The organism is Achromobacter xylosoxidans (assembly GCF_002192695.1).
Lineage (GTDB): Bacteria > Pseudomonadota > Gammaproteobacteria > Burkholderiales > Burkholderiaceae_B > Achromobacter > Achromobacter xylosoxidans_C.
On sequence record NZ_MTLG01000052.1, the window covers coordinates 127847 to 141751 of the forward strand.

Annotated in this window: 13 protein-coding genes and 1 tRNA gene; 9 read left to right on the forward strand and 5 right to left on the reverse strand. The window is 67.3% G+C overall.

Going from position 1 to position 13905, the window contains the following annotated elements; all coding sequences use genetic code 11:
• Nucleotides 1–18: 18 nt before the first annotated feature.
• The 3 genes from BRO63_RS05595 to BRO63_RS05605 are packed head-to-tail and all read right to left on the reverse strand — an operon-like array spanning nt 19 to nt 2949.
• Entirely contained in the window at nt 19–1011 is a 993-nt protein-coding gene (locus BRO63_RS05595; protein ID WP_218824085.1) for a precorrin-2 dehydrogenase/sirohydrochlorin ferrochelatase family protein, read from the reverse strand.
• A gap of 14 nt (nt 1012–1025) precedes the next feature.
• Nucleotides 1026–1373, reverse strand: a complete 348-nt coding sequence (locus tag BRO63_RS05600) for a c-type cytochrome (RefSeq protein ID WP_088138783.1) — start codon at nt 1371–1373, stop codon at nt 1026–1028.
• 16 nt (nt 1374–1389) lie between these two features.
• A complete protein-coding gene (locus tag BRO63_RS05605) occupies nt 1390–2949 on the reverse strand; it encodes a nitrite reductase (protein ID WP_088138784.1) in 1560 nt (519 codons plus the stop codon).
• A 232-nt stretch (nt 2950–3181) separates the two neighbouring features.
• On the opposite strand from BRO63_RS05605, the gene pdxR reads away from it, so the two are divergent.
• The gene (pdxR, locus tag BRO63_RS05610; protein ID WP_088138785.1) at nt 3182–4708 is read left to right on the forward strand and encodes a MocR-like pyridoxine biosynthesis transcription factor PdxR; all 1527 of its coding nucleotides are present in this window, start codon (nt 3182–3184) and stop codon (nt 4706–4708) included.
• A 167-nt stretch (nt 4709–4875) separates the two neighbouring features.
• Nucleotides 4876–6237 carry a c-type cytochrome biogenesis protein CcsB gene (ccsB, locus tag BRO63_RS05615; RefSeq protein ID WP_088138956.1) on the forward strand — a complete coding sequence of 454 codons (1362 nt, stop codon included), beginning with the start codon at nt 4876–4878 and terminating at the stop codon, nt 6235–6237.
• 47 nt (nt 6238–6284) lie between these two features.
• Here ccsB and BRO63_RS05620 read toward each other — a convergent pair.
• Nucleotides 6285–6372 (reverse strand) — tRNA-Ser (locus tag BRO63_RS05620).
• Nucleotides 6373–6487: 115 nt separating this feature from the next.
• Here BRO63_RS05620 and BRO63_RS05625 point away from each other — a divergent pair.
• From BRO63_RS05625 to BRO63_RS05640, 4 genes are all read left to right on the forward strand, one after another.
• Nucleotides 6488–7465, forward strand: a complete 978-nt coding sequence (locus BRO63_RS05625) for an NAD(P)H-quinone oxidoreductase (RefSeq protein ID WP_088138786.1) — start codon at nt 6488–6490, stop codon at nt 7463–7465.
• Nucleotides 7466–7605: 140 nt separating this feature from the next.
• Entirely contained in the window at nt 7606–8352 is a 747-nt protein-coding gene (gene tpiA / locus BRO63_RS05630; protein ID WP_088138787.1) for a triose-phosphate isomerase, read from the forward strand.
• A gap of 21 nt (nt 8353–8373) precedes the next feature.
• The gene (gene secG / locus BRO63_RS05635; protein ID WP_088138788.1) at nt 8374–8874 is read left to right on the forward strand and encodes a preprotein translocase subunit SecG; all 501 of its coding nucleotides are present in this window, start codon (nt 8374–8376) and stop codon (nt 8872–8874) included.
• 165 nt (nt 8875–9039) lie between these two features.
• Nucleotides 9040–9942 (forward strand): MurR/RpiR family transcriptional regulator, encoded by a 903-nt coding sequence (locus BRO63_RS05640; protein WP_254241921.1) that lies wholly within the window; start codon nt 9040–9042, stop codon nt 9940–9942.
• On the opposite strand, the gene BRO63_RS05645 is transcribed toward BRO63_RS05640, so the two are convergent.
• Nucleotides 9936–10775: an HAD-IIA family hydrolase gene (locus BRO63_RS05645; RefSeq protein ID WP_088138789.1), complete on the reverse strand. Its 840-nt coding sequence runs from the start codon at nt 10773–10775 to the stop codon at nt 9936–9938. The two genes, BRO63_RS05640 and BRO63_RS05645, sit on opposite strands and share 7 nt — an antisense overlap.
• A gap of 232 nt (nt 10776–11007) precedes the next feature.
• On the opposite strand from BRO63_RS05645, the gene BRO63_RS05650 reads away from it, so the two are divergent.
• The 3 genes from BRO63_RS05650 to phnE are packed head-to-tail and all read left to right on the forward strand — an operon-like array spanning nt 11008 to nt 13822.
• Nucleotides 11008–11943, forward strand: a complete 936-nt coding sequence (locus BRO63_RS05650; RefSeq protein ID WP_088138790.1) for a phosphate/phosphite/phosphonate ABC transporter substrate-binding protein — start codon at nt 11008–11010, stop codon at nt 11941–11943.
• Nucleotides 11944–11960: 17 nt separating this feature from the next.
• Nucleotides 11961–12806 (forward strand): phosphonate ABC transporter ATP-binding protein, encoded by an 846-nt coding sequence (locus tag BRO63_RS05655; RefSeq protein WP_088138791.1) that lies wholly within the window; start codon nt 11961–11963, stop codon nt 12804–12806.
• Nucleotides 12803–13822, forward strand: a complete 1020-nt coding sequence (gene phnE, locus BRO63_RS05660; protein WP_088138792.1) for a phosphonate ABC transporter, permease protein PhnE — start codon at nt 12803–12805, stop codon at nt 13820–13822. Before BRO63_RS05655 ends, phnE begins: the two co-directional genes overlap by 4 nt.
• Nucleotides 13823–13905 lie beyond the last annotated feature (83 nt).

Here is a 13905-nt window from a genome sequence, read left to right on the forward strand (position 1 = left end):
TGGCCTGGGGCCGGATGGCTACAGCACGCTGCATGCCACGCCGCAAGCCAGCATTCGTCGCGCCAGCAGCTTCGGGTCCTGCGCGGTTCCCAGCAGCAGGACGGCGCGTTGGCCCGCCTGCACCTGACGGGCCAGCCAGTCCAGTCCCGCGCCCGTGGCTACGGTTGCATCGGGCTGCAGGCCCGGACCTTTCAGCTCGATCCTCGTCGCGTCCCGCCGCGCCTTGTCCAGGATGGCCGGATTGACCGCCGGCACGTGCGCAACCAGGTCGGCCTGGTTCAGCAGGCGCAAGGCGCGCAGGGTCAACAGGTCGGCGGGGCCGTCGGCGGCCGCCAGTATCGTCGCGCTGCCTGTGCGGGGCAGGGTATCGGCCTGCATCGCGGCTTCCAGGGCCAGACCGGCCTGCCTGCCGTCTCCCGCTGCCAGCAACGAGGGCAGCGGACCGTCCAGCATCCAGTCGTAGAAGTCGCGGCGTTGGTCCAGGTTGCGGAAGCGCGCGACGATGCGGTTGCGGTAGCGCGCCGCAAGCCGGGCCAGATCTCCGGTGCTTTCGTCGAGCAAGGCTTCGAGGCGTTCGCGGATGCGCCGCGCCAGCACCGGGGCGCAGCCTCCTGACGATATCGCCACCACCAGCGGGGAGCGGTCCAGGATGGCGGGCACTTGTATCGTCGAAAGAACGGGATCGTCGACCACGTTGCAGGGGATGCGCCGCGCAAGCGCCGCCGCGGCAACCGCCTGGTTCGTGCCGCCGTGATCGGTCGCGGCCACCGCCAACCAGGCGCCGTCCAGGCAGGCTGGCGAGAAGGCCTCCGGCATATGCTGGAACTGGTCCTGGTCAGCGGCTGCGTGCAGCCAGGACGTCAGGGCCGGCGCCGCCACGGCAATGGCGGCGCCGGCCCTGAGCAGCAGCCTGATCTTGCGTTCGGCCACGGCCCCGCCGCCCACCACGACCACCCGCCGGCCGGCCAGGTTGAAGTACACCGGGAAGAGCATCGCGGATGGCGTAGTCATCGCGGTCTGCTCCCTTACTTGCGGCTGGAGAAGTACTGGGCCAGCTCCTGGATGGCTTCGGGGCTCAAGGGCTCGGCCATGGAACTCATGACCGGGTCATTGCGTTCCCGGGTCTTGAAGGCATTGAGCTGTTTCACCAGGTACTCGGTCTTCTGCCCCGCAAGATTGGGGTACAGGCCGACGGCGCTGATGCCGTCCGCGCCATGGCAGGACGCGCATAGCGGCAGCATGGCGGAGACGTGGGGCGAGAGCGTGTCGGGATTGCCGCCGGCGACCAGGGCGGGTTGCCCGTCGGCGGCCAGCGCGTGCACGGCGGCCTGGGACAGCAGCAGCGCTGCGAGTATGCGGAATGGCGTTTTCATGTGTCGGTTCCTCAGCTCAGAATTTGCGCGTTTCGGACAGGCCGATGGTCAGCCAGCGGGTGCGGGCGCGGGAGAAGATGCCCGAGGGGCTTTCCATCTTGTGTTCCGCCACCAGCTCCAGGGTCTTGCTGTCGTAGATCTTGACGCGGTCGCCCCAGTAGCCCGAGCTGACATAGAGGTAATTGCCGGTGCGGTTATAGTCCGGGAAGAAGGCATGTCCGCCCACGTCCAGGGTCTTGGCCACTTCCAGCGTGTTCTTGTCGATCAGCTGGATCCAGGCCGCGCGTTTGTCCTTGTCGACGATGTCCACCGCCACGTATGGCGCGTTCGGATGGGCGGCGGGCGATTCGGTGGCTCCGGCCACCGGGATCTGCTTGACCATGGAAAAGTCCTTGGTGTCCCACACCGTGACCACGGAGCCCTTGTCGCAGGTGCCGATGTTGGTGCCGAAGGCCAGGAAGCGTCCGTTGACTTCGGTCACCGCGCCCGAGCCGACGTGAGGCTGGCAGCCGGCGGGGATGTCGCGCACCACCTTGTCGTCCTTGAAGTCGATCGCGACGATCTTGTTGTCGTCATAGGACGCGACCATGGAATAGCGCCCGTCGGGCGTGAGGAAGGTGTCATGCAGCATGCGGCCGACCTTGGTCAGCTTGGTCACGGGCATGTCGGGCTTGTCGGGGTCGATGATCCAGATCTGGCCCGCCTGGCGCAACGTCAGCGCGAACTTGTTGTTGATCCGGCTGCCGATGACGGGCCCGCCGGCTGATTTGACGAACTTGCCGTCGGGATCCTCGCCCTCCAGGTCCATGTACTTGACCGGTTCCAGCGTGTCGGCCTTCAGGATGGCGACGCTCTTGGGCACGAACGAACTGATGGCCAGCCACTTGCCGTCGTTGGACAGGGCGATGCCGGGACCCGTCAGGCCGACCTTGGCCTTGCGCACGATCTGCAGCGAGTACAGGTCGATCTTGTAGACCATGCCGTCGTCGCTCTTGAGCCAGGCCCAGCGTTCCGCCACGGGGCTGAAATCCATGATGTGCGGCGCTACCGGCGTGGCGATCTCGCCGACCACCTTGTTGGTCTTGCCGTCCAGGAACACGGTGCGCGCATTGTTGCCTGCATCGCCGCGCCCATAGCGTCCGCGCGCCATGACCACCATCAGGTCGTATACGGTGTCGATGGCGTAGGTCGGCTTGGCGGGCAGGGTGGCTTCATCGACCACCACCTGCACGCTGGCGCGGATCTGGTCCAGCCCCCATTTGGGATCGTCCGCCGCCTGCGTTTTGATGAGGCGGGCCAGCGCACGGATCTCCTCGTCGGACAGGCGTCCCACGAAGGGCGGCATCAGCGTGTCGGGGATGCCGGTCATGATGGTGCCGCGCAACGCCGCCTCGCTCTGGACCAGGCGGTCGCTGGTCAGGCCCGGCGCGATGTAGCCGCCGCGGTCGGCGCCATGACAGACGGCGCAGTTCTGCTGGAACAGCTGATTCGCCTTGAGGTACTCCTCGGTCGGCGCACTCCAGGCGGCGCCGGCCGAGACGAACAGCAAGGCCGCGCTCAATAGCTTGGTGTGCATGTCGATCTCTCCGTAAGGTTTTTTGCCGAACTGCGGCACATGCACTGTGTCATCGCGGCGTCGGGCCCATAAGGCACGGCTCACGCCTGCGCGATGGTTACGGTCCAATCAGTTTTTTGACATAGGACAAAGTGGGGCTGTGGCCAAAGCACTACCGTGATAGCAAACGGAGCGCGGCCGGCCCGCGCCGCTTCGAAAGGCCGGCGCCATCTTTGTCCTGTGGTTGTCCGCCATGTTTTCACTCCCGCTTTCCCTATCCCGCCAGGATGCAAAACCCTACAAGCAGCAGATCGCCGACCAGATCGAGGCGCTGATACGCGCCGGACGGCTGCAGGAAGGGGACAGGCTGCCGGCGATCAACCGCATGTCATCGCTGCTGCAGGTATCGAAGAACACCGTGCTGGGCGCGTATGAACTGCTGATCGATTCCAGCCTGATCCAGAGCAAGCCCAGCCGCGGCTATTTCGTGACGTTGAACCGCAGCCTGGTCATCAATGCGCGTTGTCCCGATTTCGTCCAGGACCGTCCACCGGTCTATGCAGACGCCGTCAGCCTGGCCCTTTCCAGCGGCGTCTGCGGCCAGTCGCCGCCGATGCCCCTGCGCTATGACTTCAAGGTCGGCCGTCCCTCGGTCCATGCCTTTCCGCTGCGTCAGTTCATTACGCTGTCGAACCAGCTGCTGCGGCATGCGGGCTGTGCCATGGCCGAATATGCGCCGCCGGCCGGCCTATGGGGTTTGCGCGTGCAGATTGCCGATTACCTGTCGGCGGCCAAGGCGCTGAAGGTCGAGCCGGAACAGGTGCTGATCACGGCCGGCAGCCAGGAGGCTTTGAGCCTGATCGCCTCGCATTTCCTGGACCGCCATGGCAGGGCGATATTCGAGTCGCCCTGCTATGCGGGGTTCAGGAATCTGGTGCGGCGGCATGGCGCGCAGGAGGCGCCAATCCCGGTGGACGCTCAGGGACTGCGCACCGACCTGTTGCCGGAAGGACCGGCCAGGCTGGCCTATGTGACGCCGTCGCACCAGTACCCGCTGGGCCACGCCATGTCCCTGTCCCGGCGGCGGCACTTGCTTGAATGGGCGGCCCGCAGCGGCGCGCTGATCATCGAGGACGACTACGACGGCGACTTTTGCTATGAATCCGTGCTGCCCTTGCCGCTGGCCGCGATGAGTCCGCGGCAGGTCGTGTACCTGGGTACGTTCTCCAAGACGCTGGGACCCGGCCTGAGGCTGGGATACATGGTTTGTCCGCCTGCGCTGGTCGACGATTTCGCTGAGCGCAAGGCGCTGCTCAACAACGGCAGCCCATGGCTGACGCAGGCGGTGCTGGCGCGCTACTTCGACGAGAACTGTTTCGCGCGCCATCTGCAAACCTTGCGGCGGCGCTACCAGGCGCAGCGCGACGAACTGCTGCGCGGCATCCGCAATGTCTGGGGCGGACGCGGCCGGGTCAGCGGGCAAAATTCAGGGATGCACCTGGCCTTCGAACTGCCGGCGGACAGCCCCGGCGCCGACGCAGTCGCCGCTGCCGCGCTGGCGCAGGGCGTCAGGCTGTATCCGCTGGCCCAGGCCGCCGCCAGCGCGGCCGAGGGCGCCGAGTCCCGGCATCTGCTGTTCGGCTACGCCGGCCTGGAAACCGGCGAAATCGCTCAGGCCATGGCGCGCGTGCACGCGGCCTGCAGGCAATTGCAGGAATCCTGTCCGGAGCGGGCGGCGCCCCGCCTGTCTCTGGACGAAGCGCGCTGCGCGGGCGTTTAACACGGTTGCGGCGTTTCCGGTAGGGATGGCGGCGCAGCGCGGGGACCTGCCGCGTCGCTATGCAGCGTTGCCGTGTCGTTTTTAGAATGAATTTGTCCTATGACAATATTCGATTCGTTCGGCCTATGGACAACCTGGGACGGACGGTCACGCATGGAGATGCCGCGATGCCGCTTACCGCCACCAGGTCCGTCCCGCTGACTTCCCGCCGGTCCGTGCCGGAGGTTCCGAATGCCGCCGCCCGGACCGTCAGGCGCTTGAACCGGACCGATGCCGCGTTCCTGCTGATCTGCCTTGCCGGCTGCGCCTATGCGCTGGCGGAGTTCGGCCAGTTCCTGAACGGCTACGAGCAAGCGATGCTGGTCGGCGCCGTGCCGGCCCTGGCCTGGCTGGGATGGTTGTGGCGCCCCTTGCGGACTCTGGCCCTGGCCAGCGGCGCCAGCGCGCTGCTGGCGGTGTGGCTGTATGCGGGCGGGGCAGAGCTGCTGCCGGGCGACCTGGGGCGCGCCGAAAGCGTCTTCCTGCTCAAGTATCTGCTGTCGTCGCAGTCGGCCATACTCTGGATGAGCTGCCTGTTCGTGCTGGGTACGCTCTGCTACTGGGCCGGACTGGCCCGGCCCGCGATCGCCTGGTTGGGCACGGTCCTGACCTGGGGCGGGGTATGGGCGGGGCTGACCGGCTTGCTGGTGCGCTGGCGCGAAGGGCATTTGCTGGGGCCGGATGTCGGACACATTCCGGTCAGCAACCTGTACGAAGTGTTTGTTTTCTTCGCGCTAGTCACGGCGCTGTTCTACCTCTACTACGAGGCCCGCTACGGTACGCGGGCGCTGGGCGGCTTCGTCATGCTGGTGGTCGCCTCGATGGTCGTGTTCCTGTCCTGGTATTCGCTCACGCGCGGCGCCCATCAGATCCAGCCGCTGGTCCCCGCGCTGCAGAGCTGGTGGATGAAGCTGCACGTGCCGGCCAATTTCGTGGGCTATGGCACGTTCTCGCTGGCGGGCGCGGTGGGCTTCGCCTACCTGGTCAAGCTGCACGGGCAGAGCGCCGCGGGCAAGCGCCTGATTCCGGTTTTCCTGCTGGGCGCGCTGCTATGCGCCGAGCCGATGATCTTCGGCTCGCGGCGGCTGTCGCCTGTGTGGATGCTGTATTTCGGCGCGGGCGCCATGCTTGTGGGCGCGGTGCTGGCGCTGCGCCGGCCCATTGCCCGCCGGCTGCCGTCCCTGGAGGTGCTGGAGGACATCATGTACCGGACCATCGCGCTGGGCTTTGCCTTCTTCACCGTGGCCACGGTATTGGGCGCGCTGTGGGCGGCCGACGCCTGGGGCGCGTACTGGCAATGGGATCCCAAGGAGACCTGGGCGCTGATCGTATGGCTGAACTATGCCGCCTGGCTGCACATGCGGCTGCTCAAGGGGCTGCGGGGCGAGGTGGCGGCCTATTGGGCGCTCGCCGGGCTGGTGGTGACGAGCTTCGCCTTTCTGGGGGTGAACATGTTCCTGTCGGGGCTGCATTCGTACGGCAGCCTGTAGGACCCTGCCGCCTTGCGGGCGGCGATGCCAACTGGCATCGGGTGTCTTGGCGGAAGCGGTGAGATTCGAACTCACGAACGGTTGCCCGTTGCCGGTTTTCAAGACCGGTGCAATCGACCACTCTGCCACGCTTCCTGGTACTGCGGTATCGTCCGGCGTTCCGGCCACCAGGCAAGCAATCTGCCAGGCGGGAACACGATACGCCGTAAAGGGCGCAATAATAATCCATTTGCTGCAAAGGAGGCACGCGATGCACGCCGTAGAAATCTCTCGCCCTGGTGGCCCCGAGGTCCTGGTCCCCGTGGAGCGCCCCACGCCGGAAACCGGCGCCGGTGAAGTCCTGATCAAAGTGAGCGCCGCAGGCGTCAACCGCCCCGACGTGTTCCAGCGCAAGGGCAACTACGCGCCGCCGCGCGGCGCCTCGGATCTGCCGGGCCTGGAAGTGGCCGGCGAGATCGTCGGCGGCGACCTGGCCGGCAGCGGTTTCGCCCTGGGCGACAAGGTCTGCGCCCTGGTGGCGGGCGGCGGCTACGCCGAGTATTGCGTCGCGCCCGCGGCGCAATGCCTGCCCATCCCCAAGGGCTTGTCCGACATCGAGGCCGCCGGCCTGCCGGAAACCTATTTCACGGTCTGGAGCAACGTGTTCGACCGCGGCCGCCTGTCCGAAGGCGAGGCGCTGCTGGTGCACGGCGGCGCCAGCGGCATCGGCACCACGGCCATCCAGTTGGCCCGCGCCATGGGCCACAAGGTCTATGCCACCGTCGGCAGCGACGACCGGGCCCGCGCCGTGGAAGCGCTGGGCGCCGAGCGCGGCATCAACTACAAGACCCAGGATTTCGTGAAGGAAGTGCTGGACGCCACCGGCGGACGCGGCGTGGACGTGATCCTGGACATGGTGGCGGGCGACTACATCGGCCGCGACATGCAGTGCCTGGCCGATGACGGCCGCATCGTCATCATCGCCCAACTGGGCGGGTCGCACGCCAATGTGGATACGGCCCAGGTCATGCGCCGCCGCCTGACCATCACCGGCTCGACCTTGCGTCCCCGCCCGGTCGCTTTCAAAGGCGCCATCGCCCGCGCCCTGCGCGAACAGGCCTGGCCCCTGCTGGAAAAAGGGGCCATCAAGCCCATCGTGCACGCCACCTTCCCGCTGGCCGAGGCTTCGCGCGCCCATGCCATGATGGAAAGCGGTGAAAACATCGGCAAAATCATCCTGACCGTGTAAGAAATGGGGGGCGCTCGGCGTAGCGTCCCGCAACAGGATACAATCACGGGTTTCGCCTGGAATTTTTTCCAGGCAGGCCCGTGGGCGGTTGCTACGCAGCCCTTGGCTCGCCCCAGTCCAACCGATACAGATACCTCGCCATGACTTCAGTCGAAAACCGCGCCCGCCTCGTGCTGGGCAACTGGAAGATGCACGGCAACCTGGCCGAGAACGCCGCGTTGCTGACCGAGCTGCGCGCCGCGGATGCTGCGAGCCACTGCGAAATCGGCATCTGTGTGCCGTTCCCGTACCTCGCGCAAGCGGCGTCGGCCCTGACCGGCAGCAGCGTGTCCTGGGGGGCGCAAGACGTCAGCGCCCACGAAAAGGGCGCCTACACCGGCGAAGTCTCCGGCGCCATGCTGAAGGAATTCGGCTGCCGCTGGGCCCTGGCCGGCCACTCCGAGCGCCGCGTGCTGCACGGCGAGACCGACGAAGTCGTCGCCGCCAAGGCCCAGGCCGCGCTGGCCGCCGGCCTGACCCCGGTCGTGTGCGTGGGCGAGTCCCTGGCCGACCGCGAAGCCGGCAACACGCTGACCGTGATCGAACGCCAGTTGAAGCCCGTTCTGGCGCTGGGCGCCGAGGCGGTTTCGCGCATGGTCCTGGCCTATGAACCCGTCTGGGCCATCGGCACCGGCCGCACCGCCAGCCCCGAGCAGGCGCAGGAAGTCCACGGCGCCATCCGCGCCGCCCTGCGCGCGCTGGGCGCGGCGCAAGTGCAAGTGTTGTACGGCGGCAGCGTCAAAGCTGCCAATGCCGCCAGTTTGTTCGCCATGACTGATATCGACGGGGCCTTGGTCGGCGGCGCGTCGCTCGTGGCCGAAGAATTTTTGCGAATCGCCGCTATCTAAGTTTCCGTTCCGGAGTCTGTAATGCCCTTGATGCTCAAAATCCTGCTGGCCGTCCAAGTGATCTCGGCGCTGGCTATCATCGTCCTGGTCCTGCTTCAGCAGGGCAAAGGCGCCGACATGGGGTCCGCCTTTGGCAGCGGCTCGGCCGGCAGCCTGTTCGGCGCCACCGGCGCGGCGAACTTCCTGTCGCGCGCAACCAAGTGGGCCGCCGTGGTCTTCTTTGCGTCCACTGCTGGCCTCGCCTATGTCAGCCACAAGGGCAACAGCGGCCCGGCCGTTGATTCGGGCGTGATGCAAAGCTTCCCGGCCGACCGTTCGGTGCCGCAAGTGCCGGGCGCGGCGCCCGCTCCCGCCGGCTCGTCGGTTCCCGGCGCGGCCTCGGTTCCTGGCGCGGGTTCCGTGCCCGCCGCTCCGGCCAAGCCCGACGCGTCGGTGCCCTCGGCCCCGGCCATGCCTGCCACCCCGGCCGCGCCTGCCGCAGGCGACAAGCCCGCCGAAACGCCCGCGACGCCGGCGAAGTAAGGCATAGCAAACGGAAAGGCCGGCACATGCCGGCCTTTTTCATGGGCGGCGCGCGCCTGCCCGGATATCCTGTCATCGGCGGCCGTTAGCATGCGCCGTCGCCGCGCCGGCAGCGGGTAGGGTATCGTTGCCTGCGCATCCGGTTTCCGTTTCTCGATCTCCGCCATGGCCACATCCAAACGCTCTCCCCGCACGCAACCCGCCGCCGATCCGCAGCGGGGCTCGCCGCAGGCCATGCTGGCGCGCATCCAGAGCCTGTTGCCGTCGATGGGGGCGGCCTCGCAGCGCATCGGCGAGTTCGTCATACGCAATCCGGCCGAGGTGGTGCACATGTCGGTCAGCGAAGTGGCCGAACGCACCCAGTGCAGCGAAGGCAGCGTGGTGGGCTTTTGCAAGCTGCTGGGCGCCACGGGATTTCAGCAACTGAAGATCGCGCTGGCGCAGCAGATCGTGCAGCCGGTGCAGTACATCCACGAAGACCTGGCCGCCCAGGACACGCCCGAGCAGGTCGTCAGCAAGATCTTCCACAGCAATATCCAGACGCTGCAGGATACCGAATCGGTGCTGGACGTGGCCGCGCTGTCGGCTGCCGTGGAGCTGATCCGCGGCGCCCGCCGCGTGGAAATCTATGGCATCGGCAGCTCGGCCGTCATCGCGCACGATGCGCACTACCGCATGCTGCGCATCGGGCTGCATGCCACGGCAGTGACCGATTCCCACGTGCAGGCCATCAGCGCGTCGCTGACCGGGCCGGACGTCGCCGTGCTGACCATTTCGCACTCGGGCAGCACGCACGAAACCGTGCTGGCGACGCGGCTGGCCAAGGAAGCCGGCGCGCGCACGATCTGCATCACCAATTTCGGCAAGTCGCCGATCCAGGAACACGCGGACGTGGTGCTGCACACCATGTCGCGCGAGACCCGTTTCCGCACCGAGGCCATGACCAGCCGGCTGGCGCAGCTCGCCATCATCGACACCCTCATCGCCTGCCTGGCCCTGTCCGATTACGACAAGGCCGTCTCCACGCTGCGCAGCACCTTCGACGTGCTGTCGAACAAGCGCTACTGATCGCCTTCGATGCCCGCCGGCAGCGCGTGCCGGCGCGGGCATGCGCTATCCAGCAGGCCCGCCACGTCCGGCGCATCCGCGTAGGGCGCATTGCCGACCAGCAGATAAGCGATGCCCAGGCGCACTGCGCCCAGCGCATCGGTGCGCACGTTGTCGCCGATGACGGTGGTGTCCGCCGGCGCCAGGCCCAGCCGGCGCAATCCTTCCTCCAGCAGCATGGCTCCCGGCTTGCCGAGTATGTACGGCCGTGCATCGGGCGCGCAGGCCAGCACCGACTGCAAGAGCGCGCCTGTCTCGGGAACGATGGCGCCTTGCGGACCAGGATGGGTGAGGTCGCCATTGCTGACCATCAATGCCGCGCCCCGCGCCAACTCGGTTGCGAGGGTCTGCAGCGTGCTGTAGCCGAAGGACAGATCGCGCGCCAACAGCACGATGTCCGCATCGCGCGCCACCAGCGCCAGCCCCAGGCTGGCGGCCAGGGTGCGCAGCGCGTCCGAGGCACAGAGCAGCACCGCAGCGCGCGGGTGCTGCCGGGCGATATGACGCACCGCCTGCTCGCCGGCGAGGACCAGCGTTTCGGCTTGCACCGGCAGGCCCATCGCCTGTAAACGCGGCGCCAGGCCCGCCGCCGTGTCGGTGGAATTGTTGGACACGATGACGCAGCGTCCCGCCCAACGGGTCAGCAGTTCGCTGGCGCCCGGTATCACTTCATGCCCCCGTATCAACGTCCCGTCCAAGTCCAGGATCAAGCCGCGCGAGCGTGCGGTCCAGGGCGGTTCTGCCGCCGGCGCTGGGGGGAAGGAAGCGAGGGGAGTGCGGGCAATGCGGGTCATGGATCGGCGTGGTGGCGTCGAAGCGCGTGGAGGGTTGAAAGAAGTGGGCGCCCGCTACGGTTCGGGCCTGCCCGGCGGCTGTGATTCTATCTGAACAAAATTCAAAAAATCATTTTTTTGATTTGAGAAATTTTCATTTGCCTGTCATGTGCGGTGACTAATCTGCGTTCCGGAATCAGGGCCGGACACACAGCGCCCCGATGGCAACCTCAACAAGACCAGGAACAGACAAATGAAAATCCGCACCTGCGCGCCCGCACTGGCGCTCGTTTCCCTGCTGGCCGCCGCGCCTCTGGCGCAGGCCCAAGCGCTGGCCGATGGCTCGCAGCAGCGTCCGCTGCGCGTGCTGCTCATTCCCGCCGACGGCGGCACGGAGTCGGGCACCAAGGCCGACTACGCGCCGATCTTCAACGCGATCACGCGCAGCACCGGCCTGCATTTCCAGCTGACGGTGGGCCAGTCCTACGGCGCCGTGGTCGAAGGCATGTGCAACCAGCTGGCCGAGGTCGCGTTCCTGGGCCCGGTTTCCTACGTGCAGGCGCATGAGCGCCAATGCGCGCAGTTGCTGGCCGTGGGCGTGCAGAAGGGCGAGTCCGCCTACTACGCCGCGATGTTCGCCAAGGCCGGTTCGCCCATCAATACGCTGGCCGACCTGAAGGGCAAGCGCGCCGCGTTCGGCGACGTGAATTCGGCCTCCAGCTTCACCTTCCAGGTGGCGTCCATGATCAAGGACGGCATGGACCCGGCCAAGGACCTGGCGGCGCTGCAACTGACTGGCAGCCACGCCAGCAGCCTGGCCGCGCTGGTGCAGGGCCAGGTCGACGCGGCCGCGCTGTCGTTCGACTCCTTCGACAAGGCGGTGCGCCAGGGCGCGGTGGACCCGAAGTCCGTGAAGGTGATCTTCAAGAGCGAACCCATACCCTATCCGCCGCTGGCCATGAACACCAAGCTGCCGGAGCCGCTGAAGGCCACGCTCAAGCAGGCCTTTGCCACGGTGCACCAGGCGCCCGGCGTGACGCCGGACATGGTGCGCGGCTACGGCGGCGCCAAGCTCGACCGCTTTGACACCGAGTTTTCCGAGGCGCAGTTCGCCGGCCCGGCGTCGAAGATGGCCCTGCTGACCGACGAGATCAAGGGCGAAATCCTGCAGAAGGCGGCACAGCGGTGATCGCCGGAACAAGCGAAATGGACATGCTGCGCTACGACGCCGTAGGCATGCGCTACGCCGACGGCACCACGGCCCTGAACTCGGTGTCGTTGCAGGTGCCGCGCGGCCAGTTCTGCGTGATCCTGGGCGCCTCGGGCGCGGGCAAATCGACCTTGCTGCGCATGGCCAACGGACTGACCGCGCCGACCCAGGGCGCCGTGTGGGTCGATGGCACGCAGGTGCAGCCCTCGACGCTGGCTGCCGTGCGGCCGCGCATCGGCATGGTGCATCAGCACTTCAACCTGGTGTCGCGCGCCACGGTGGCGACCAACGTGCTGTCGGGCGCGCTGCCCGGCCTGCCGGCATGGCGCGCCTACCTGATGCGTTTCCCGGCGGAATTGCGCGAACGAGCCTGCCGGCTGGTGCGCGAAGTCGGCCTGCAGCCCGAACATCTGCAACGCCGCGTGAGCGAATTGTCCGGCGGCCAGCAGCAGCGCGTGGGCATCGCCCGCGCCTTCATGCTGGCGCCCGCCTTGCTGCTGGCCGACGAACCCGTGGCCAGCCTGGATCCGCGCATCAGCCGCGACATCCTGGAGCTGTTGCGCAATCAGGCGCGGGAACGCGGCGCCACCGTGCTGTGCAGCCTGCACCAGGTCGACCTGGCCCGGGAGTTCGCCGATCGCATCGTGGCCTTGCGCCATGGCGTCATGGTGTTCGATGGACCGGCGGGCGCGTTCGATGAGGCCACCTCCCACGCGCTCTATCAGGCCCCGCTGCCGGAGAGTGGCATGGCGGGCGCCGATCTTGCGGGCCGCGGCCATGCCGAGCCCCGCGCCGCCAGGCCGATCCGGCCGGCGGTGTTGTCGGCGGGGGGCGCGCAATGAACACGCAGGCATTGAAAACGCCGGCCGGCAACGCGGCCTGGCGCCTGGATCCGCCCTACGGCGCCCGCGCGCTGCTGATCGTGATCGCCGCGCTGATGCTGTTCCTCTACACCGGCCAACGGGTCGAGATGGGCCGCATGGCGGCACTGACCCTGGACGGCGCGCTGGCCGCGGTCGGCCTGAAAGAGCAGTCCCAGGTCACGTCGGGCCTGGGCGCCCTGGCCGACAACTTGTTTCCGCTGCAGGTTTCGTATCGCACCGAGACCTCGCGCATAGAGGGCTTCGACCCGGACAGGCTGCCGTGGCTGGCGCATGTGGAAACGGTGCAGGTAACCGAGAGCCGGCTCAATCCGCACACGCTGAAGATGGAAGACGAGGTGTCCACGCAGACCTATCTGGTCGAGCCGCTGGGCTATCTGTGGCGGGTGGCGGTGAAGATGGTCGAGACCTTCGAGATCGCGATCTGGGCGACCCTGCTGGCCGTATTGGGCAGTGCGCCGCTGGCCTATTGCAGCGCCCGCAACTACGCGCCCAACCGGCTGCTGTACGTGGCGGCGCGGGCCATCGTCAGCATGTTCCGCGCCATGCCTGAGCTGATCTGCGCGCTGTTCCTGGTGCTGGCCTACGGCTTCGGCCCGATTGCCGGGGTGCTGGCGCTGGCCATCCATTCGATGGGATTCCTGGGCAAGTTCTACGCCGAGGACATCGAAACGGCCGATACCAAGCCGCAAGAGGCCCTGGCCGCGATCGGCGCCAGCAAGCCGCGCGTGCTGGCCTACGCCGTGCTGCCGCAGGTCATGCCCAAGTTCACGGGCTACACCCTGTACATCCTGGACCGCAACGTGCGCATGGCCACGGTCGTGGGCCTGGTGGGCGCGGGCGGCATCGGCCAGGAATTGAAAGGCCGCTACGACATGTACCAGTACGCGCACGTCGGGACCATCCTCGTCGTGATCTTCATCACCGTGTTCTTGCTGGACCAGGTTGCCGCCCGCTTGCGGCGCCGCTTGAGCTGAGCCGGCGCGGCGGCCAGCCAGGCCGCCGCGCCCCGATAGGTTTTCTGCCGGACGGACCCGGCAACGTTCCCTGACCAGGAGTT

Coding starts and splice junctions, on each gene's coding strand:
- BRO63_RS05605 (WP_088138784.1), bottom strand. CDS start 2,949: ATGCACACCAAGCTATTGAGCGCGGCCTTGCTGTTCGTCTCGGCCGGC.
- ccsB (WP_088138956.1), top strand. CDS start 4,876: ATGCCGCTTACCGCCACCAGGTCCGTCCCGCTGACTTCCCGCCGGTCC.
- BRO63_RS05640 (WP_254241921.1), top strand. CDS start 9,040: ATGGCCACATCCAAACGCTCTCCCCGCACGCAACCCGCCGCCGATCCG.
- BRO63_RS05650 (WP_088138790.1), top strand. CDS start 11,008: ATGAAAATCCGCACCTGCGCGCCCGCACTGGCGCTCGTTTCCCTGCTG.
- pdxR (WP_088138785.1), top strand. CDS start 3,182: ATGTTTTCACTCCCGCTTTCCCTATCCCGCCAGGATGCAAAACCCTAC.
- tpiA (WP_088138787.1), top strand. CDS start 7,606: ATGACTTCAGTCGAAAACCGCGCCCGCCTCGTGCTGGGCAACTGGAAG.
- BRO63_RS05600 (WP_088138783.1), bottom strand. CDS start 1,373: ATGAAAACGCCATTCCGCATACTCGCAGCGCTGCTGCTGTCCCAGGCC.
- BRO63_RS05645 (WP_088138789.1), bottom strand. CDS start 10,775: ATGACCCGCATTGCCCGCACTCCCCTCGCTTCCTTCCCCCCAGCGCCG.
- BRO63_RS05595 (WP_218824085.1), bottom strand. CDS start 1,011: ATGACTACGCCATCCGCGATGCTCTTCCCGGTGTACTTCAACCTGGCC.
- BRO63_RS05625 (WP_088138786.1), top strand. CDS start 6,488: ATGCACGCCGTAGAAATCTCTCGCCCTGGTGGCCCCGAGGTCCTGGTC.
- secG (WP_088138788.1), top strand. CDS start 8,374: ATGCCCTTGATGCTCAAAATCCTGCTGGCCGTCCAAGTGATCTCGGCG.
- phnE (WP_088138792.1), top strand. CDS start 12,803: ATGAACACGCAGGCATTGAAAACGCCGGCCGGCAACGCGGCCTGGCGC.
- BRO63_RS05655 (WP_088138791.1), top strand. CDS start 11,961: ATGGACATGCTGCGCTACGACGCCGTAGGCATGCGCTACGCCGACGGC.